19 protein-coding genes are annotated in these 20,746 nt (G+C 54.1%); 1 reads left to right on the top strand and 18 read right to left on the bottom strand.

Features of this window, described 5'->3' with window-relative positions:
• Window positions 1-132: 132 nt before the first annotated feature.
• From glmS to QT231_RS14200, 4 genes are all read right to left on the bottom strand, one after another.
• A complete protein-coding gene (gene glmS, locus QT231_RS14215) occupies window positions 133-1,959 on the bottom strand; it encodes a glutamine--fructose-6-phosphate transaminase (isomerizing) (protein WP_308337509.1) in 1,827 nt (608 codons plus the stop codon).
• Window positions 1,960-2,100: 141 nt separating this feature from the next.
• Window positions 2,101-3,471: a bifunctional UDP-N-acetylglucosamine diphosphorylase/glucosamine-1-phosphate N-acetyltransferase GlmU gene (gene glmU, locus QT231_RS14210; protein WP_308337508.1), complete on the bottom strand. Its 1,371-nt coding sequence runs from the start codon at window positions 3,469-3,471 to the stop codon at window positions 2,101-2,103.
• 1 nt (window position 3,472) lies between these two features.
• A complete protein-coding gene (locus QT231_RS14205; protein WP_374694398.1) occupies window positions 3,473-4,576 on the bottom strand; it encodes an FAD:protein FMN transferase in 1,104 nt (367 codons plus the stop codon).
• 108 nt (window positions 4,577-4,684) lie between these two features.
• Window positions 4,685-5,485: an undecaprenyl-diphosphate phosphatase gene (locus QT231_RS14200; protein ID WP_308337507.1), complete on the bottom strand. Its 801-nt coding sequence runs from the start codon at window positions 5,483-5,485 to the stop codon at window positions 4,685-4,687.
• A gap of 249 nt (window positions 5,486-5,734) precedes the next feature.
• On the opposite strand from QT231_RS14200, the gene QT231_RS14195 reads away from it, so the two are divergent.
• Complete coding sequence (locus QT231_RS14195) at window positions 5,735-6,928, top strand: cation diffusion facilitator family transporter (RefSeq protein WP_308337506.1); 1,194 nt, start codon at window positions 5,735-5,737, stop codon at window positions 6,926-6,928.
• Window positions 6,929-6,942: 14 nt separating this feature from the next.
• Here the strand turns inward: QT231_RS14195 and mgtE are convergent, their stop codons facing one another.
• From mgtE to mnmG, 14 genes are all read right to left on the bottom strand, one after another.
• Complete coding sequence (gene mgtE, locus QT231_RS14190; protein WP_308337505.1) at window positions 6,943-8,325, bottom strand: magnesium transporter; 1,383 nt, start codon at window positions 8,323-8,325, stop codon at window positions 6,943-6,945.
• Window positions 8,326-8,484: 159 nt separating this feature from the next.
• Window positions 8,485-8,913, bottom strand: a complete 429-nt coding sequence (locus tag QT231_RS14185; RefSeq protein ID WP_215095308.1) for a F0F1 ATP synthase subunit epsilon — start codon at window positions 8,911-8,913, stop codon at window positions 8,485-8,487.
• Window positions 8,914-8,937: 24 nt separating this feature from the next.
• Complete coding sequence (gene atpD, locus QT231_RS14180; protein ID WP_308337504.1) at window positions 8,938-10,317, bottom strand: F0F1 ATP synthase subunit beta; 1,380 nt, start codon at window positions 10,315-10,317, stop codon at window positions 8,938-8,940.
• A gap of 73 nt (window positions 10,318-10,390) precedes the next feature.
• Window positions 10,391-11,278: a F0F1 ATP synthase subunit gamma gene (gene atpG / locus QT231_RS14175; RefSeq protein WP_186254312.1), complete on the bottom strand. Its 888-nt coding sequence runs from the start codon at window positions 11,276-11,278 to the stop codon at window positions 10,391-10,393.
• A gap of 65 nt (window positions 11,279-11,343) precedes the next feature.
• Entirely contained in the window at window positions 11,344-12,888 is a 1,545-nt protein-coding gene (atpA, locus tag QT231_RS14170; RefSeq protein ID WP_308337503.1) for a F0F1 ATP synthase subunit alpha, read from the bottom strand.
• 16 nt (window positions 12,889-12,904) lie between these two features.
• Window positions 12,905-13,441, bottom strand: a complete 537-nt coding sequence (locus QT231_RS14165; protein WP_308337502.1) for a F0F1 ATP synthase subunit delta — start codon at window positions 13,439-13,441, stop codon at window positions 12,905-12,907.
• 11 nt (window positions 13,442-13,452) lie between these two features.
• The gene (locus QT231_RS14160; protein WP_064232398.1) at window positions 13,453-13,923 is read right to left on the bottom strand and encodes a F0F1 ATP synthase subunit B; all 471 of its coding nucleotides are present in this window, start codon (window positions 13,921-13,923) and stop codon (window positions 13,453-13,455) included.
• A gap of 77 nt (window positions 13,924-14,000) precedes the next feature.
• Window positions 14,001-14,228 (bottom strand): F0F1 ATP synthase subunit C, encoded by a 228-nt coding sequence (gene atpE / locus QT231_RS14155; protein ID WP_007112217.1) that lies wholly within the window; start codon window positions 14,226-14,228, stop codon window positions 14,001-14,003.
• A 64-nt stretch (window positions 14,229-14,292) separates the two neighbouring features.
• The gene (gene atpB / locus QT231_RS14150) at window positions 14,293-15,120 is read right to left on the bottom strand and encodes a F0F1 ATP synthase subunit A (protein ID WP_308337501.1); all 828 of its coding nucleotides are present in this window, start codon (window positions 15,118-15,120) and stop codon (window positions 14,293-14,295) included.
• Between the two features lie 12 nt (window positions 15,121-15,132).
• The gene (locus QT231_RS14145; protein WP_374694397.1) at window positions 15,133-15,528 is read right to left on the bottom strand and encodes an ATP synthase subunit I; all 396 of its coding nucleotides are present in this window, start codon (window positions 15,526-15,528) and stop codon (window positions 15,133-15,135) included.
• Window positions 15,529-15,784: 256 nt separating this feature from the next.
• Entirely contained in the window at window positions 15,785-16,714 is a 930-nt protein-coding gene (locus tag QT231_RS14140; protein WP_308337500.1) for a ParB/RepB/Spo0J family partition protein, read from the bottom strand.
• A gap of 15 nt (window positions 16,715-16,729) precedes the next feature.
• Window positions 16,730-17,497 carry an AAA family ATPase gene (locus QT231_RS14135; RefSeq protein ID WP_308337499.1) on the bottom strand — a complete coding sequence of 256 codons (768 nt, stop codon included), beginning with the start codon at window positions 17,495-17,497 and terminating at the stop codon, window positions 16,730-16,732.
• 60 nt (window positions 17,498-17,557) lie between these two features.
• A complete protein-coding gene (gene rsmG, locus QT231_RS14130; RefSeq protein WP_308337498.1) occupies window positions 17,558-18,217 on the bottom strand; it encodes a 16S rRNA (guanine(527)-N(7))-methyltransferase RsmG in 660 nt (219 codons plus the stop codon).
• Window positions 18,214-20,118, bottom strand: coding sequence for a tRNA uridine-5-carboxymethylaminomethyl(34) synthesis enzyme MnmG (gene mnmG, locus QT231_RS14125; protein ID WP_308337497.1), 1,905 nt, complete (start codon window positions 20,116-20,118; stop codon window positions 18,214-18,216). The genes rsmG and mnmG overlap by 4 nt, the downstream gene beginning before the upstream one ends.
• Window positions 20,119-20,746 lie beyond the last annotated feature (628 nt).

Here is a 20,746-nt window from a genome sequence, read left to right as displayed (position 1 = left end):
GAAAGACCGCCACGATAATAAGCACCCTAACCACATGCTGCAACGCAACGGTTGCGCATAAGATGCGACGTATTGCCGCATCTTGTAAAGCGTTTTTATTGGCTTAACTAAATATAAAGTCTGACGCCTAAATCACTCTACCGTCACGCTCTTGGCCAGGTTACGGGGCTGATCAACATCGGTGCCTTTAAGCACTGCCACGTGGTAACTCAATAGCTGTAGCGGCAAGGTATACAACAGCGGCGCGAGCGCTTCGTGCACGTGGGGCAGGGTCAATACGCGAATATCTTCCTGCGTATCGATACCCACACTCTCATCGGCAAACACAAACAGCTGGCCGCCGCGAGCGCGGACTTCCTGAAGGTTGGATTTAAGCTTTTCCAGCAGGTCATCGTTGGGGGCAACCGAAATCACCGGCATTTCGCTGTCCACCAACGCTAATGGCCCATGCTTTAACTCTCCGGCAGGATACGCCTCGGCATGGATATAGGAGATCTCTTTAAGCTTAAGCGCGCCTTCCAGGGCAATTGGGTAGTGAGCCCCGCGCCCCAAGAAGAGCGCGTGCTGTTTGTCAGCAAACGCCTGGGAAAGCGCTTCAATTTGGCTATCCAGCGCCAGCACCCGCTGACACACATCGGGCAGCGTGCGTAATGCAGCTATAATATTCGGGTATTCGGCCTGGTCTTTGGCTTTACTGACCGAAAGCGTTAGCAGCATTAGCGCTATCAGCTGAGTGGTAAAGGCTTTAGTGGAGGCCACGCCAATTTCTGGTCCTGCGCGGGTCATGAGGGTAATGTCAGACTCACGCACTAGCGAACTACCGGGCACGTTACAGATCGCCAGCGAGCCGATGTAGTCGAGGGTTTTAGCAAAGCGAAGCGCGGCCAGCGTATCGGCGGTTTCGCCAGACTGGGAAAGGGTGACAAACAGCGTGCCTTCAGGCACCACCGGATGGCGATAGCGGTACTCGGAGGCCACTTCGACCTGCACCGGTACGCCTGCGTAACGCTCTAGCCAGTACCGCGCCACCAGCCCTGCATGGTAGCTAGTGCCGCAGGCGATGATATGTACCTGACGAGTGCGCTGGAAAAGCGCCTGGGCATCCGGGCCAAAGCTTTCGACCAACACGCTTTGGGCGCTCAGCCTACCCTCTAATGCTGCCTCGATAACCGTTGGCTGCTCAAAAATTTCCTTAAGCATATAGTGGCGGTACTCGCCCTTACTGGCCGCGCCATCGCCATGTTCAAAGGTATGAATAGGGCGATCAACGTCGTTACCCTGACGATCCACGATGCGAATCGCGCCCTGCTCACGCAGCTCAACCAAATCGCCCTCTTCAAGATAAATAAAGCTATCCGTCACCGGCAGCAACGCTAGTGGGTCAGAGGCTAAAAAGGCCTCATTAATCCCTACCCCGACCACCAGCGGACTACCCTGTCGAGCGCCAACCACCACTTCCGGCTGTTGAGCGCACATGACTCCCAGAGCGTAGGCACCGCCTAAGCGGTTAACGATCTGCTGGGTAGCATCAAACAGTGTTAGGCCGTCAGCCAGTTTTTCGGAAAGTAAGTGAGCAATCACTTCGGTATCAGTTTCAGAGCTAAAAACATAGCCGCTGCGCTGCAAGCCTTCTTTTATCGGCTCGTAATTCTCAATAATGCCGTTGTGTACCACGGCAACCTGATCACTGCTGTGATGCGGATGTGCATTGGCCTCAGAGGGTTTACCGTGGGTTGCCCAGCGGGTGTGGGCAATGCCCGAAAAACCCGGTAGTGAGGCAGTATCCAACCGTGCAGCAAGCGCCGCCACTTTACCAAGCGCACGATGACGGGTTAATACACCCTCACTCAACACCGTCATACCAGCCGAATCGTAGCCGCGATACTCCAGGCGCCTTAGTCCTTCTAATAGAATTTCTTGGACGTTGCGCTGGGCAACGGCGGCCACAATGCCACACATAATGACTCTCCTGAGTTTTTTACGAACCTATAAAAACACTAAAACGGTATTATCCTGGCGGTAAGATAGGAATACGGCTTTTTAATGATTCTTAGCACTATGTTTTTTAGAGCTATGTTTTCAGAGCTACGTTTTTTAGAGCTATGGCTCTATGCGTTTGCTAGGGCGCAGCCAGTCAATTTTTTCTAACTGACGGCCGCGGGTAACTGCCAAGGCGTAGTCGGTGACATCTTTGGCAATGGTAGACCCAGCCCCGATAGTGGCACCTTTACCTATCGTAACAGGTGCTACCAACGCAGAATTAGAGCCAATAAAGGCATTATCACCAATCTCAGTGCGGTGTTTATTGGCACCATCGTAGTTGCAAGTGATGGTACCTGCCCCTACGTTCACATCCCGCCCTAAACGTGCATCACCAACGTAGCTTAGGTGATTGATTTTGCTACCTTCACCCACATCGGCGCTTTTGGTTTCAACAAAATTCCCGACTTTGGCTTTTACCGCGAGTCGCGTGCCGGGGCGTAGTCGCGCAAAGGGGCCTATCTGGTTTAAGCCCGCTGCCACGGTGCCGTCTATTACACTATGGGTATCTATCACGCTTTGCGCACCAATGGTGCTATTTTTAATCACGCAGTAAGGGCCAACCCGCACGCCTTCGCCTAGCTCAACCTCGCCCTCAAATACGCAGCCCACATCGATAAACACATCGTGCCCACAGGTTAGATACCCGCGTACATCAAGCCGTTCAGGGTCGGCGAGCGCCACCCCCTGCGCCATTAACTTATCGGCCATCTGGCGTTGATAAACACGCTCCAAGCGGGCCATTTGCGCTCGGTTATTGACGCCTTCCACTTCGACGGCGGTAGCCGGTTGGGTGGTGCAGACCTTGATGCCTTCCGCCGCTGCCATGGCAATCACATCGGTTAGGTAGTACTCGCCCTGGGCATTATTGGCTGAGAGCTGTGGTAACCAGCGCTTAAGCTGGGCGCTGGTCATGGCCATGATGCCGGTATTGCATTCAGTGATGGCGAGTTGAGCGCTACTGGCATCCTTTTGCTCAACGATCGCCACGGCATCGCCTGCATCATTGCGCTCGATCCGTCCATAGCCGGTGGGATCAGCTAGCGTTACCGTTAACAGCCCCATGTGTTGCTCATCCACATAGGCTAACAGCTCACTCAGCGATTCCCGCTGCAGCAGGGGCACATCGCCGTAAAGTACTAACACCTTGCCGCTACCCAGCTGTTCAAGCGCTTGAGCCACCGCATGCCCAGTGCCCTTCTGCTCGGCCTGCATGGCAAACTTTACGGGCTGTTCTGCCAGCGCTTCGCGAAGCTGGTCAGCGCCATGGCCAATCACCACATGGGTACGATCAGGTTGCAACCCAGAGGCTGTCTCCATCACATGCTGAACCATGGGCTTGCCCGCCAAGGGGTGGAGCACTTTAGGAATTTGCGAATGCATCCGCGTGCCTTTACCCGCAGCGAGAATGACAATATCCAGTTCTTGCATGTTATTCACCTGTTAGCGGTTGGTCGTCGGGGGTAGTGGCTGTTAATGGAGCAACTGAAAATTGCTCAATACCCAACTCATCGACCAATGTTTTACCGAAGTAGTTACCAAATTCAGGGCTGGCAATACTGCGCCACTGCTCATCATCCCGAACCAACATCAGCACCTTCAGATTATTTTCAATCGCCATCTGCATAGCGTCCTGTTCGCCTACTACCAGGAGCGCTGTCGCCCAGGCATCCGCCCAGGTATTGGAAGGGTGGAAAACAGACACCGACGCAAGCTGATGGGTCACTGGCCGCCCCGTACGCGGATCAATAGTGTGCGAGAAGCGTTGGCCGTCGACTTCAAAATAGTTGCGGTAATCACCCGAGGTGGCCACTGACATACTCTCTAGTGGAATAATATGCTGGGCTCGCTGCTGACCATCCTCGGGTACCTCAATACCAATTCGCCAAGGTGTCTGTTCGTCTTCATCGCGCACTCCACGGGCAATCAGATCACCGCCTAAATTAACCAAGTAGTGCTCTATGCCCTGCTGATTCAGGTAAGCGGCTACCCGATCGGTGGCATGGCCTTTCGCGACGCCAGACAAGTCGACAAACACATCGCGAGTACGCCGAGCCTGCATGTTTTGCGTATCGACCTCCACCGCATCAAACCCTACCTGAGCAAGTCGCTCAGCCAGAATATCATCAGCGGGCACCTCTTCTGGCCTCGCGCCAGGGCCAAAGCTCCACAGATTAACCAGGTCGCCCACAGTAATATCAAAGGCACCATGGCTGGCTTCAGCCACTGACTGGCTAATCGCCAACACCTCAATCAGTTCATTAGAGAGCGGTTGCCACTCCCCTAACGGTGCATCGTTAAACGCGATCAGTTCGGCATCATCGCGGTAGGTGGACATCGCCTGGTCAACACTCTCCAGCTCTGCTTTGAAGCCCTCTTCCAGCTCAAGAGACTCGCCCTGCGTGAGCGCATCCATAACGGTTACCTGATAGAAGGTGCCAAAAATATTGCCCTCAAAGCGTACCGGTGGTTCCAACGGGCGATCGCTCTCTGAGCAGCCTGTCATCCCTATCACAGCCCCCACCAGCGAGCCCATCACGACTAGAGCACGCCCCCACCTTGCCGTGCGCCCATGACGCAATTTACCGATCATTTTTTTCATCGTTGCCTTGCCTAAAAATGAAGCCCTTATAAAGTGGAGCTCTTAAAAATGAAAGAACCACAGCAGCCAGGCGCCAAACAGCACGCGATAAATCACAAAGGGCTGCATGCCTAATTTTTTTATAATCACCAGGAAGTAGTGAATACATAAATACGCACTTACCCCTGACAGTAACGTACCCAGTAGCATCGCGCCCCAGTCGACCGACTGCGGCGCATTAACAAGGCCTATGGCTTCCAAACCACCGGCCAGCACAATCACCGGAATCGATAGCAAGAAAGAGAAGCGCGAAGCCCCTTCTCGGCTCATCCCAACCATGAGCGCCGCCGTAATGGTTATCCCCGAGCGCGACGTGCCGGGAATCAGCGCCAATGCTTGAGCACCACCAATAATCAGCACATCCTTTAATCGCAGTTGGTATTCGCTGCGCGTTCCCCGTTTGCGCCAGTCGGCGTAGCCTAACAATAGACCGAAACCAATTAAGCTAACGCCGATAATCAATGTAGAACGCATATAGCCAGAAATAACGTCGTGCAGCAGCAAGCCAACAACCCCAACGGGAATGGTCGCCAGCGTTACCCAAAAGGCGAGCCGCGCGTCTTCATTCACCCCTTTACCGTTGATGGCAGCCAGACTGCTTACCACCATCTGCCAAATTTCCTGGCGGAAATAGATAATCACCGCAGAGAGACTGCCTAAATGCAGTGCCACATCAAAGGCTAAGCCTTGATCTTGCCAATCTGTCAGAACGGGCACCAAAATCAGGTGGGCAGAGCTCGAAACGGGTAAAAATTCTGAAATTCCCTGAACAATCGCTAACACCACCACCTGGAACCAATCCATAAAAAAACATCCTGTGTAGTAGAAACAATTTGATGGTTTGCAATGGAGCTTAAGGATACACATCCGCTAATTCGTTGTCCGCCACTGCTTTTGCTGACACGCTTTTACTGACATGCTTTTAATAACACTACCCGCCACTGGCACTCACAAATGCCGTTTCGCAGTTTGAACGCAGTGGAGGCTATAGCGGATATAAGGAGTGCGCTACAATAAACGCCTATTGAATGCGTGCGTTATTGCAAGGTACCCATGACTCAGACCATCGAAACGCCAGTGGTTCACGACCAAGCGCAACTTAGCCAGGAAGCTAAGCGCGTCACCTACATAGGTGCGTGGTTGGATGGCCTGTTGAGCATTGTCAAAGTCACGATCGGTTTTATGGTCGGCTCAGCGGCATTGATCGCCGATGGCATTCACTCCCTGTCTGATTTAGTCACCGACGGCTTTGTGCTGGCGGCCATTCACTATGGGCGCCAGGAACCCGATAAAGATCACCATTACGGCCACGGCCGAATCGAAACGCTGACTACGCTGCTACTGGGTAGCGTGCTGATTTTCGTGGCTGGCGCGATTGCCTGGTCGAGCCTGGATCGCCTGTTTAGCGGTGCCGACGTTAACGCCCCCGGCGCACTGGCAATCGTCATTACCGTGATTGCGCTGTTTAGCAAAGAGTGGATTTTTCGCTACACCATGCGGGTCGCCAAGCGGGTAAAGTCTAAATTACTCGAAGCCAACGCCTGGCACTCCCGCAGCGATGCACTATCCACCGCCGTGGTGCTGGTGGCATTGGTGGGCGCCCAGTTTGGTTTGGGTTGGCTGGATGCCGTGGCCGCCATCATCGTGGGCTTATTGGTCGGCAAGGTTGGTTTGGACTTGCTGTGGGAGTCTGCTCGCGAGCTAGTCGATACCGCACTGCCGGAAGATGTACAGGATCAAATGCATGACGTTGCGTGCAGCGTACCCGGCGTAGATAGCGTCCACGACCTGCGTACCCGACAATCGGCTGGCTGGGTAATGGTCGATTTGCACGTGGTGGTGGGACCAAAAATTACCGTCTCGGAAGCCCATGAAATCGGTAACGAAGTGAGCCGCCGCCTGCGCCACGAGTTCCCCGCGCTGACCGACGTGATATTTCACGTTGATCCCGAAGACGATGCCGGTGCAGGCGACCCCAGCCGCCTTCCCGGCCTACCACTACGCCCTGAAGTGGAAGCTGCTCTGGATGCTCGCTGGTATAAACACCCGGTATGGCGCACGCTGAACGAACTACAGTTGCACTACCTGGACGATAAGGTATCGGTATCGCTGATCATCGATGACGCGGTGCATCAACCACCCCAGTGTCTCGCCAGCCAGCTAAAAGCTCTGGCTAGCGATATTGAGTGGCTCGGTCATGTAGAAGTGCTGTTTATTACCCGCGCCGCCAGCAGTTCGATGCGCTAGGTTTAACCGCTGGCTTACAATCCAGATAGCATTAGCGTGGCGATACTGAAGTAGATCACTACCCCAGAGGCATCAATCAGCGTTGTCACCAGCGGTGCCGATGCGGTTGCCGGGTCGACCTTAAAGCGTTCCAGCACAAACGGCAGACACATTCCCAACAAGCTGCCGAACAGTACAATAACCACCATGCTAAAAGCGACCACCATGGCCAGCGCCTCGCCGCCGCGCATGATGCCGATAGGCGTTACCGCAATCGCCATGGTAATACCCAACGAACCCGCCACGAGTAACTCACGGCCAAGCAGTTTGCCCCAATCTTTAACGCCTACATCACCGGTCGCCATACCGCGCACCATCAGCGTGGCTGCCTGAGCCCCGGCGTTACCGCCACTGCCGATTAGTAGCGGTAAAAAGAACACCAGTGCCACCTGGGCGGCAATGGTCTCTTCAAAGTAGGCAATCCCGGCGCCAGAAAACAGGTTGGCGAAGACCAGCAGAACCAGCCACGTTACCCGCTTGCGATAAAGGCTCCACAACGGTACACGGCTAACGCCATCCTCCAGTTGGCCAATCGACATCCCTTTGTGGAAATCCTCGGTGGCCTCGGATTCAGCCACGTCCATGGCATCATCGTGGGTCACAATGCCGACCATACGGTCATCGCCATCAATCACTGGTAGGGCTAACAGGTCGTACTTCGCCACTATACGTGCGACATCCTCCTGGGCATCATCGACCCGGGTGCTGATAACATCCTTGATCATAATGTCATCGACAATGGCGCCAGGGCGCGCCACCATCAGTTGGCGTAGCGACATGGTACCGATCAGTTGGCCATCGCTATCCAGGATATACAGCTGGTAGACCGTTTCCGCATCTGGGGCGGTTTGGCGTACCCGCATCATCGCTTGTGACACCGTCATGCCACTGGCTATGGAGACATAGTCAGAGGTCATGATGGCGCCTGCGGTGCCCTCTTCGTAGCTTGCTAGCCGCTTTAGGTCTTCACGCTCGCGGTGGGCCATGCGACGTAGCAGTGCTTCACGGCGGTCTTCACTGAGCAGATTAAACAGATCGGCACGCTCGTCCGAGCCCATCTCTTCCAGCAGCTTGAGAACCTGGCTGTCATCCAGCTTTCCAACCACCTCAAGCTGGCTCTCACCGGGCAAATAGCCCAACACGTTAGCGGCACGCTCGGCAGAGAGAATATCCAGTAGCGAGAGCGCCGCAGGCAGCTCTTCGTCGTCCTCAATCATCTCTTCGAGGACTTCGCCAATATCCGCTGAGCGAGTTTCGGCCAAACGCAAAGAGAGCAGCGTTTTACTCGGTACCTCCTTGGCCAACTCATCGAGCAGTTCGGCTTTTAACTCCTGTAGGCTTTCATCATTCAGTGCCATAGCTCTCCCCTTCACGCAGGCTGATGTCGTGCTGCCGACTTAATTCTACCCACTTACTAATTCCATATATTTACTTATCATACTGCCAGATAAAAAAACGCCCCTTAAACCCTAATAGCGGGTTTAAGGGGCGTTGGACACACGCCAAGTGCGTGAGTGTTAGCCTTTACCCGCCTTTTTGCGCAGTTGCTGAATCGTTCGCAGCTGTGCAACGGCTTCGGCAAGTTCAGCGGCAGCGCGAGTGTAATCGAGCTCCGATGACTTCTCATTAAAGGCTTTCAGCGCCTGCTGACGCGCTTCTTCTGCAGCAGCTTCATTAAGATCACTGGCACGCGATGCGGCGTCGGCTAGTATCGTCACCACATCCGGCTGGACTTCCATGAATCCGCCTGAGACAAAGAAGTTCTCTTCCTTGCCATCATCAAAAATCACGCGAACCGGCCCCGGCTGAAGCTCGGTCAGCAGCGGAGCGTGACCGGGTAGAATACCCAGGTCACCCATCATCCCGGAAGCAATCACCTGCTCAACGGTACCTGAGAAAATGGATGCTTCAGCGCTGACGATATTGCAAGTAAAGCTATTCGCCATAGCGAATCCCCCTAATGGACGGGATTACTTCTTCATCTGGTTGGCTTTCTCGACGGCTTCGTCGATGGAGCCGACCATGTAGAAGGCCTGTTCCGGCATATCGTCGTATTCGCCAGCAAGAATGCCCTGGAAGCCACTAATCGTGTCTTTCAGTGAAACATACTTACCTGGTGAACCGGTGAATACCTCAGCCACGAAGAACGGCTGCGACAAGAAGCGCTGGATTTTACGTGCGCGGGATACGGCCAGCTTATCTTCATCAGACAACTCGTCCATACCCAGAATCGCAATAATATCCTTAAGCTCTTTGTAGCGCTGAAGAACGTTCTGCACACCGCGCGCGGTAGTATAGTGCTCTTCACCTACCACCAACGGATCCAACTGACGCGAGGTGGAGTCCAGCGGGTCAATCGCCGGGTAAATACCCAGTTCGGCGATAGAACGTGCCAATACCACGGTAGCGTCCAGGTGCGAGAAGGTGGTTGCCGGCGACGGGTCGGTCAAGTCATCCGCAGGTACGTAAACGGCCTGTACGGAAGTGATTGAACCGGTTTTCGTCGAGGTAATACGTTCCTGCAGAACGCCCATCTCTTCGGCCAGGGTCGGCTGATAGCCTACCGCTGATGGCATACGACCCAACAGTGCAGATACTTCGGTACCGGCCAGGGTGTAGCGGTAGATGTTATCGACGAACAGCAGAACGTCGCGGCCTTCATCACGGAATTTCTCCGCAATGGTCAAGCCAGTCAGTGCTACACGCAGACGGTTACCCGGCGGCTCGTTCATCTGACCATATACCAGCGATACCTTATCGATAACGTTGGATTCGGTCATTTCATGATAGAAGTCATTACCCTCACGCGTACGCTCACCAACACCGGCGAATACAGAGTAGCCGCTGTGCTCGGTGGCGATGTTGCGGATAAGCTCCATCATGTTAACGGTTTTGCCCACACCGGCACCGCCGAACAGGCCAACTTTACCGCCCTTCGCAAACGGGCAGACCAAGTCGATAACCTTGATACCGGTTTCCAGCAGCTCGTTAGAAGCCGCTTGGTCGGCGTAGCCCGGTGCTTTGCGGTGAATCGGCATACGTTCTTGCTCGCCGATCGGTCCCGCTTCGTCAATCGGCTCGCCGAGTACGTTCATAATACGGCCCAGCGTTTCCTTACCAACCGGTACGGAAATCGCGGCACCTGTGCTGGCCACGTCCATGCCACGCTTCAAGCCCTCAGTGGAGCCCATGGCGATGGTGCGCACCACGCCGTCGCCCAGCTGCTGCTGGACTTCGAGGATGGTCTCTACATCAGAGACCTTCAGCGCGTCGTAGACCTTGGGCACAGAGTCCCGCGGAAACTCTACGTCAATCACCGCGCCGATGATTTGTACGATACGTCCGCTCATCTTGGTTCCTCTCAAAAACCTGCAAATGAAACCTGTCTGCCAGGAGCCAATGGAATGGCTGGCTCCCTAGGCGTTATACGGCGGCAGCGCCGCCGACGATCTCGGAAATTTCCTGGGTAATGGCGGCCTGACGGGCCTTGTTATAAACCATTTCCAGATCGTCAATCAGATTGCCCGCGTTATCGGTAGCACTCTTCATAGCGATCATCCGGGCGGCTTGTTCGCACGCCACGTTTTCCACGACCGCCTGATACACCTGCGACTCAATGAAACGAATCATCAGGCTATCCAACAACGCCTTGGCATCCGGCTCATACAGGTAGTCCCAGCTTCCGGGACGGGCGTTTTCGTCGTCTTGCTCTGCGTCTTCACCAATATCGGTCGACAGCGGAAGAAGCTGACGTACCACCGGTTTTTGCGTCATGGTGTTGATAAACTCGTTATGCACCACGTACAAGCGGTCGATATTGCCTTCATCGTACGCTTCGAGCATGACCTTGATACTGCCAATCAGACCCTCGACCGATGGCGCTTCGCCTAGCCCGCTCTTGGCGGCAACCAGGTTGCCCCCATAGTTGCGAAAGAAGCCACTGGCCTTCGCGCCAAGGGCGCAGAAGTCCAGTCCAGCGCCTTCCTGATGCCAGGCCTTGGCGTCCTTCACCACCGCCTTGAACAGGTTATGGTTCAGGCCACCGCACAGACCGCGATCGGTGGAGACCACGATATAGCCAACGCGCTTGACCTCGTTACGCTCGACCATATAGTCGTGCTTGTACTCGGGGTTGGCGTCGGCAAGGTGGCTGACCACGTTGCGAATCTGCTTGGCGTAAGGCTGACTCGCCTTCATCCGCTCTTGTGCTTTACGCATTTTCGACGCAGCGACCATTTCCATGGCGCTGGTGATCTTCTGCGTATTTTTAATGCTCCCGATCTGGGTGCGTATCTCTTTTGCAGCTGCCATAGCGATCTACCCTTCGTTCGTGGCTCTCAGAAAGCATGCAAACCCGCCCGAAGGCGGGCCAGACATTACCAGCTCTGAGTCGCCTTGAACTGCTCGAGACCCGACTTCAAGCCGTCCTGGATCTCACCGTTGTAGTCGCCGCTCTGGTTGATCTTGTCGAGTAGATCGCCATGCTCAGACTTCATGTAGTCGTGCAGGGCACGCTCGAAGTCCAACACCTTGTTCACTTCGACATCATCCAGGAAGCCTTCGTTGGCGGCATACAGCGACAACGCCATTTCAGCGATCGACATCGGCGAGTACTGGTTCTGCTTCATCAGCTCGGTAACACGCTGACCGTGTTCCAGCTGCTTACGCGTGGCTTCATCAAGATCAGAGGCAAACTGCGAGAACGCCGCCAGTTCACGATACTGAGCCAGGGCCAGACGTACACTACCGCCGAGCTTCTTGATGATTTTGGTCTGCGCCGAACCACCCACACGGGAAACCGACAGACCGGCGTTAATCGCCGGACGAATACCGGAGTTAAACAGGTTGGTTTCCAGGAAGATCTGACCATCGGTGATCGAGATCACGTTGGTCGGAACGAACGCAGAAACGTCGCCACCCTGGGTTTCGATGATAGGCAGCGCGGTCAAGGACCCGGTTTTACCTTTCACTTCACCGTTGGTGAACTTCTCAACGTAGTCAGCGTTAACCCGTGCTGCACGCTCTAGTAGACGCGAGTGGAGGTAGAACACGTCACCGGGGTAAGCTTCACGACCCGGCGGACGGCGCAGCAGCAGCGATACCTGACGGTAGGCAACGGCCTGCTTGGAAAGATCGTCATACACGATGAGCGAGTTCTCGCCGCGGTCGCGGAAGTATTCACCCATGGTGCAGCCTGAGTAGGCAGCCAGGAACTGCATAGGCGCCGGATCGGCAGCGCCAGCGGCGACGACGATCGTGTGCTCCATGGCGCCATGCTCTTCGAGCTTGCGCACCACGTTGGCAATGGTCGACTGTTTCTGACCAATGGCGACGTAGACACAGGTCACGCCTTTGCCTTTCTGGTTGATGATCGCATCAATGGCAATGGCGGACTTACCAATCTGGCGGTCACCGATGATCAGCTCACGCTGACCGCGGCCGATCGGCACCATGGCGTCGATCGACTTAAGACCGGTTTGAATCGGCTCATCAACGGATTGACGGGTAATAACGCCCGGCGCCACTTTCTCAACGGCGTCGGTCATTTTAGCGTTAATCTCGCCTTTACCATCGATGGGGTTACCCAGCGCATCGACCACGCGACCAATCAGCTCAGGGCCTACCGGCACTTCAAGAATACGACCGGTACACTTGGCGGTCATGCCCTCTTCAAGCTGTAGGTAGTCACCCAATACCACGGCACCTACGGAGTCACGCTCCAGGTTAAGTACCATGCCGAAAATGCTGTTGGGAAATTCAATCATTTCACCAAACATCGCGTCTTCGAGGCCGTGAATTTTCACGATACCGTCGGAAACAGTGACGATGGTGCCCTGATTACGGGCTTCGGATGCGACGTCAAGCTTCTCAATTCGCTGCTTGATGATGTCGCTGATCTCGGAAGGATTCAGTTGCTGCATGCCATGTCCCTCAGACTCAAGCGGTTAGCGCTTCGGAAAGGCGGTTCAATCGACCACGTACCGAACCGTCAATGACGGTGTCACCAGCACGTAGGATGACGCCACCGATAAGCGACTTGTCCACTTGAGTAGTAATGGAGATTTCGCGATTCAGACGTTTCTTGAGCGCGTTCGCTAGCTTGGTCTTCTGCTTACTATCTAATTTGTAAGCAGAGGTGACACTCACTTCTACACGCTGCTCGTGTTCGGCACGTAGGTGCTCAAACTCCGCAGCGATTGATGAAAGTGACATCAAACGACCTTGGTCTGCCAAAACATCTAAAAAACGCTGTAAAGCGTCGTCTTGTTCGCCTGGTGTCATATCGGCCAACAACGATACTTTTTGTGCATTCTCGAGTTTTGGGCTGCCCAGCAAACGACGAACATCGCTGTCAGCGACGGCTAAGCTTAAAAAGCCCAGCGCCTGTGACCAGCGATCAAGCGCCTCATGATCACGCGCGTATTCAAACGCTGCTTTAGCGTAAGGACGAGCGACGGTCAGTAATTCCGCCATAATTCACCTCCCTACAGTTCAGCAGCCAGCTCATCGAGTAACTTGCGATGGGCTTGTTCGTCGACCGAAGCTTCAAGAACACGCTCGGCACCCATAACAGCGAGATAAGAGACCTGGGCACGAAGTTCGTCTTTGGCACGATTCACTTCTTGCTCAATCTCTGAACGTGCGCTGGCTACTAGGCGTTCGCCTTCGGCACGGGCTTGCTCGCGGGCTTCTTCAATCATCTGGGCAGAGCGTTTGTTGGCCTGCTCAAGAATCTGAGAAGCTTGCTCCTTGCTTTCACGCAGTGTCTGCTCAGCGCGCTCTTGAGCAAGCTCAAGGTCACGGTTAGCACGGCTGGCTGCGTCCAAGCCATCAGCAATTTTTTTCTGACGCTCATGAAGCGCGTTGCTGATCGGAGGCCACACATACTTTATGCAAAACCAGACAAAGATCGCGAAGGCGATCGTCTGCCCGATTAGCGTCATGTTGATATTCACAGGAATGTACCTCTGACAAGTTCGTGGCGACCGGAGTGAAACAAAACCGAGCGGGAAGCCGCTCGGCTAAGCTGTCATTAACCGGCAACAACGAAAATCAGGTACATCGCAATACCAACACCGATCATCGGAACGGCGTCAAGCAGACCGGCCATGATGAAGGTTTTGGTTTGCAGTTGGTCACCCAGTTCAGGCTGACGTGCAGTTGACTCAAGCAGTTTGCCGCCCAATAGAGCGAAGCCAATGCCGGTAGCCAGTGCGCCCAGACCGATGATGATGGCAGCTGAAAGATAAACCATTTCCATGATGAAGCTCCTGAGTTTAAGTTTTGGTTAAGGGTTGAGGGTTAATGAAAACGTTATTGCCAGGTTAATGGTGTTCGTGCGCAGCGCTCAGGTATACAACCGACAGCGTTGTAAAAATGAAGGCCTGCAGAGTGACCACCAAGATGTGGAAGATGGCCCACGGCACATCCAATAGCCAGATAGCCCAGAACGGCAGTAGGGCGATTAGAATAAAGATCACTTCACCGGCAAACATGTTGCCGAAAAGACGTAGACCGAGACCAAGCGGCTTCACTAGCAAGCCGATGATTTCGAGGACTAGGTTGAAAGGAATCAGCGCCCAGTGATTGAACGGTGTCAACGATAGCTCTCTGGCAAAACCACCTGCGCCTTTGACCTTAATGCTGTAATAAATAATCAGACAAAACACACCCAGTGCCATACCAAGTGTGGCATTGGGGTCAGTGGTCGGAACAATCTTCATATAGTCGACGCCAAGCTTGGCGAACAGAACAGGGAAGTAGTCCACTGGGATGATTTTCAGCGAGTTCATCAGCAAAATCCAGACAAACAGCGTCAGCGCCAATGGCGCAATCATTGGGTTTCTGCCATGGAAAGTAGCGCGAGTAAGGTTCTCAATAAACTCAACGACCATCTCTACCGCATTTTGTAGCCCGCCAGGCACCCCGGTAGTCGCCATTTTACCGGCCTTACGGAATAACCAAATAAACAGCACACCCATGGCGATAGACCAGCCCATGGTGTCCAAGTGGATGGCCCAAAAGCCCATTTCACGGGCCTCTTCAGCAGAGTGTGCCAGCGACCAGCCATTTTCGGGATGGTTGCCAAAGGTCAGGTTCTGCAAGTGGTGCTGGATATAGTAAGTCGAAGAGACTTCGTTTCCTGCGGCCATGGACATGTCACCTCAATTAGTTGTGCGATCTCTAGGCATCAGCCAAGGCGTGAGCCAATGCGTTAGAACAACCGCGACGTAAGCGTAAAAAAATAAAGCAGGGTTTGAGGGGGGCGCTGCTACAAACACTGCAACAAACAGTGCCACCGTCAAACCAAACTTGCCTGCTTCAGCACGAAACAGGTGCATCGCTCCTCGTGTTCGGCGCCTAGCGTTAAAAATCCCCATTCGCTGAATAAAAAAGGCGTGCGGCAGTAAGGCTACCAAAGCGCCTTTAAATACCGATGACATGCCTTTAACGTCTGCAACTAGGTAGGCTGCCAGCATGCCTACCAACGTAATTATCAGCTGCGCGATTACGAGTCGAAGGGTATAGGTTTTTCGCCGCTGGGGTTCGTATCGCTGCATAGCTTTCTAAATAGCTCGTTGAAGTAGCTGCTTGAAAATACCCTGCCCTAGCTGAAAAACCGTAATACCTCGACATGCTAATCATTTGGCAGGCCAATATTTGACAAACAGAGGCAACCTGCACAAATCTTGCGCGATTATAGGGAAGCGCTATCACACCTTCAACCGAAGTCGCACCGATTTTGCCCGCTTAAGGGCTGAATTGCGACCAAAGGGGGAAAACGTGTTCGCTTCTTACGCGATATTGAATAGCCTGCTATTTAATATGGTTTAAGATACCGTCCAACTCTTCCAGGCTTGTATAGCGTATGGTGAGTTTGCCTTTGCCTTTTTGTCCATGGTCAATGGAGACAGGAGCACCGAGCAGCTCACCAAGATGAGTTTCAAGCTTTGCCACATCGGGCTGCTTGATTTGCCGACTTGGTGTTTTGGTCGGCACTTGGCTGGTTTGGACTTTTTTTACCAGCGCTTCGGTGGCGCGCACGGTCATGTCGTTATTGACCACCTCGTGAGCTACTTGCCGCTGCTGAGTGCTATTCAGCGTTAGTAACGCCCGTGCGTGGCCCATATCCAGATCACCGCGTTCAAGCAGGGTTTGCACTTCGGGATCCAGCGCCAACAGCCGTAATAGGTTAGCCACCTGAGTACGCGACTTACCCACAGCATCCGCAATCTGCTGCTGGGTAAGTTCAAACTCTTCACCCAGCCGCTTGAGCGCCATGGCTTCTTCGATGGCGTTGAGGTTTTCACGCTGAATGTTTTCGATCAGCGCCAGTGCCAAGGCAACTTCATCGCTGACTTCGCGGATCACTGCGGGGATAACGTCCAGCTCAGCAAGCTGTGCCGCCCGCCAACGGCGCTCACCGGCAATGATCTCGTAGCGGTCTACGCCGATGGGGCGCACTACGATGGGCTGCATCACGCCCTGGGCACGAATGGAGTCCGCCAGCTCTTCCAACGCTTCGGGCTGAATATCCCGGCGCGGCTGGTATTTACCGCGGGTTAATTGCCCTAACGGCAGGCGCTCAAGGCGATCCTCGGTAACGTCGTCAACCGCAGCATTTCGCGCTGCGTCAGTCACTTCCAAAGGAGTGCCGCTACCGGCGAGCTCTAAGCTATCACGGCGACGGGCACCGGCACCAATCAGGGCATCCAGGCCACGTCCCAGCGCGGGTTTACGCGTCATTCGCTTTTCCTCATTTTATAGCGCCAGGCGACGAATCATCTCTTTGGCCAGCACACGATAGGCCTGGCTACCCCGGGAGAACCGGGCGTATTGCGTCACGGGTAACCCGTGGCTCGGTGCCTCGGCGACTTTTACGTTGCGGGGGATGGTCGTTTTTAACAGCATATCGCCAAAATAGTCACGCAGTTGCTTATCCACTTCCCGTGTTAGGCTGGTGCGCTTGTCGTACATGGTGCGCAAAATGCCTGCAATCGCCAGATCAGGATTCACATTTTGCTTAATCTGCTCAACGGTATCGAGCAGTGCCGATAGCCCTTCCAGTGCATAAAACTCACACTGTAGAGGGATCAGCACGCTATCGGACGCCGTTAATGCATTGACAGTCAGCATGTTTAAAGAGGGCGGACAGTCGATCAACACCACATCGTACGCATCTGAGACCGAAGCAAGCGCAGTGGTTAAGCAGCTTTCACTTTTTTCGCGGTCTAAAAGTTCGACTTCAGCGGCGGTAAGATCACCGTTCCCCGGCAGTACGTCATACTTGACCGCCAGCTTTTTAACAATGGCATCAGCGGCCGTTGCTTCGCCCAGCAGAACGTCAAGCACGCTTTTATCAAGCTCATATTTGTCGATGCCACTGCCCATGCTGGCATGGCCTTGGGGGTCAAGATCCACCAACAGTACGCGACGGTCGAGCGCAGCGAGACTGGCCGCCAGGTTAACGGCCGAGGTGGTCTTGCCCACGCCGCCTTTTTGGTTGGTCAGGGCAATGATCTGGCTCACTTACTCAACTCCTTCTGGGGTCAGAATCAACGTTCAGCTCTCAACATTCAGCTTTCACATTTAGCTCTCAACATTCAAGATCAGCAGCTGCCGCTGAGCCGCTTCAAAGGGTACTTCCAATAGGTGACGCTGGTGTAAACAAATACCCGCTGGTAGGTCGCGCAGCTCATCATCCGCCCCCGGGCCTTTCATGGCCAACCACTGACCGTTGGCGCTGGGTAGCTGGCGGGTCAAGGTGACAAAATCAACCAGACTGGCAAAAGCCCGGGAAATCACCTGATCGAAAGGGGCGGCCTCAAACTGTTCCACCCGCGCCTGGACGGGAGTGACGTTTTCAAGCCCCAGTTCCATTACCGCCTGACGCTGAAAGCGCACCTTTTTGCCATTGCTATCCAGCAGTGTCACATCAAGCTGGGGAGCTAAAATGGCCAATACTATGCCTGGTAACCCAGGGCCTGCGCCCACATCCAGCAGCCGCGGCCCCTGTACATAGGGCAACACAGCGGCGCTATCCAGCATGTGACGCGATACCATGTCATCCACATCGCGTACCGCTGTGAGGTTATAAGCCCGGTTCCACTTGTGCAATAGCGCTAACAAGCCTAGCAACTGTTCGCGTTGGTGACCGTCAATGGCGATGCTTAGCTGGCTAAGCCCTTGATCGAGCCTTGGTGCAACGCTTGCTGGCAAAGTTTTCAACAGTGGGTTCAGCGAACTCATCCGTTAACTACCTCAGCCGCTGCTACTAATCGGCGCTTCTTCAGATGCACCAGCAAAATGGAAATGGCCGCTGGGGTGACGCCTGAAATCCGCGCCGCATGGGCAAGGGTTTCCGGCCGTGCTTCCGCCAGTTTCTGACGAATTTCGTTAGACAGGCCTTCCACTTTCAAATAGTCCAGCTCTGCAGGCAGTGGCGTAGCTTCGTGGCGTTTGAGCTTGTCTATCTCATCCTGCTGGCGATCAATATAGCCTTGATATTTAGCCTGAATCTGCACCTGCTCGGCAACGGCTGGATCACTAACCAGAGTGCCCTCAATACCGGGCAGGTTGGCCAAATCGCTGTAGTTCAGTTCGGGGCGCTTAAGCAGATCACTCAGGCAATATTCCCTCGATAGCGGTGCTCCGGTTTTTTCGGCTACTTGTTTAGCTGCCGGACTGCCGGGCTGAATCCAAAGTGTGCTCAGGCGCGCAGTTTCCTGCTCAATGGCTTCGCGTTTTTGACTAAACGCGGCCCAGCGGTTGTCGTTGACCAACCCCAGCTTGCGGCCGGTTTCGGTCAAGCGCAAATCGGCATTGTCTTCCCGTAGCAACAAGCGGTACTCCGCCCGCGAAGTAAACATGCGGTACGGTTCTTTGGTACCCATGGTAATCAGGTCGTCGACCAGTACACCCAGATAGGCCTCATCACGGCGGGGATACCAGGCATCCAGTTCCATAGAACGGCGAGCGGCGTTCAAGCCTGCCAGCAAACCTTGCGCACCCGCTTCTTCGTAGCCAGTGGTGCCGTTGATTTGACCGGCAAAAAACAGGTTGTGGATAAATTTGGTTTCCAGCGAGTGTTTTAAGTCCCGTGGATCAAAAAAGTCGTACTCAATGGCATAGCCAGGCCGAGTGATATGGGCGTTTTCCAAACCTTTGATAGAGCGCACCACCTGAATCTGCACATCAAAGGGCAGCGAGGTCGAAATACCGTTGGGATACAGCTCGTGGGTATCCAGGCCTTCGGGCTCTATAAACACCTGGTGACTGGATTTATCGGCAAAGCGATGAACCTTGTCCTCAATCGATGGGCAGTAACGCGGTCCAATGCCTTCGATCACGCCCGAGTACATCGGTGAGCGGTCGAGGTTGGCCAGAATCAGATCGTGAGTATGCTGATTGGTGTGAGCAATATGGCAACTCACTTGCTGCGGGTGCATTTCCCTCGATCCCAGGTAGGACATGACGGGTGTCGGTGTATCGCCTGGCTGCTCTTCCAACTGCGAAAAATCTACTGTTTTGGCATCAATACGTGGCGGTGTGCCGGTTTTCAGGCGATCAACGCGGAATGGCAGTGCGCGCAGACGTTCTGCCAGTGCATTGGAGGGCGGATCACCGGCGCGGCCTCCCTTGCTTTGATCCAAGCCAATGTGAATCACGCCGCCTAAAAATGTGCCGGTACACAGCACGACGCTGTCGGCATGAAAGCGAATGCCGGTTTCTGTGACGACCCCTCGTACGATGTCGTTATCCACAAGCAGATCGCCAGCAGCCTGCTGGAAGATCGTCAAGTTGGGCTGGTTTTCCAGCATTCCGCGGATCGCTGATTTGTAACGAATTCGATCAGCCTGGGCACGGGTGGCCCGAACGGCAGGTCCTTTACGGGCGTTAAGCACGCGAAACTGAATGCCACCCAAGTCCGTGGCAAGACCCATGGCACCGCCCAGGGCATCAATTTCCTTGACCAAGTGGCTTTTGCCAATCCCGCCAATCGCAGGGTTACACGACATTTGGCCCAGGGTTTCGATGTTGTGGGTGAGCAGCAGGGTCTGACAGCCCATGCGAGCAGAGGCCAATGCGGCTTCAGTTCCCGCATGGCCACCGCCGATGACAATCACGTCAAAGCGGTCGGGGTAATTCAAGAGACACCTCGTCTTGTGCCCATCGGCACGGATGATGTGGCCAGTGCAGTCGGTTTAGACGCAGCCACCATAGATCAATGAGGCGGCAAGTATAAACCCCCTGTGGGTAACCGTCAGGTTTTTCCACACCCATCATCTCTAAACAGCCTCTATTAATAACAACATAAATATAAAATAAGAGAAGTTCTGTAGATGTTGTAACTACTAGTGTGGACAATTTCTGTGTATAAGCGATTAATCTACAATATTTTCATATACTTAAATTGTTGACTTCTACATGATTGAAAGCGGGAGTGCCTGGGCAGAAGGGGTGTTAAGCCTGTGGATGGAATAGCGCCTTATCCACAGATGTCATTGAGCACGGCTTATCCACCGGCCAGTACCTGGGTTGTTACCGCAGCTGTGAACAACCACCGTTTGATGTGGAGATAACCCTAAAAGACGCCCATGGCAGGCGTTACAGAGATAAAACCGGTCAATATAAAAATAGTTTATCCACAGGATCGAGTAGGAAGGGGAGTCGCCTCCCCTGTCCTCTCACACCACCGGGCATACGGTTCCGTACCACGGCGGTTCATGAAGAACGCTTGAGCCATCTTACCGCGTCCAGTATCGAGATCAGTCCCTG

Source organism: Halomonas sp. SpR1, assembly GCF_031010175.1.
Taxonomy (GTDB): domain Bacteria; phylum Pseudomonadota; class Gammaproteobacteria; order Pseudomonadales; family Halomonadaceae; genus Vreelandella.
Note: the sequence above shows the minus strand (reverse complement) of the source record. Positions and strands in the feature narration are given on the sequence as shown.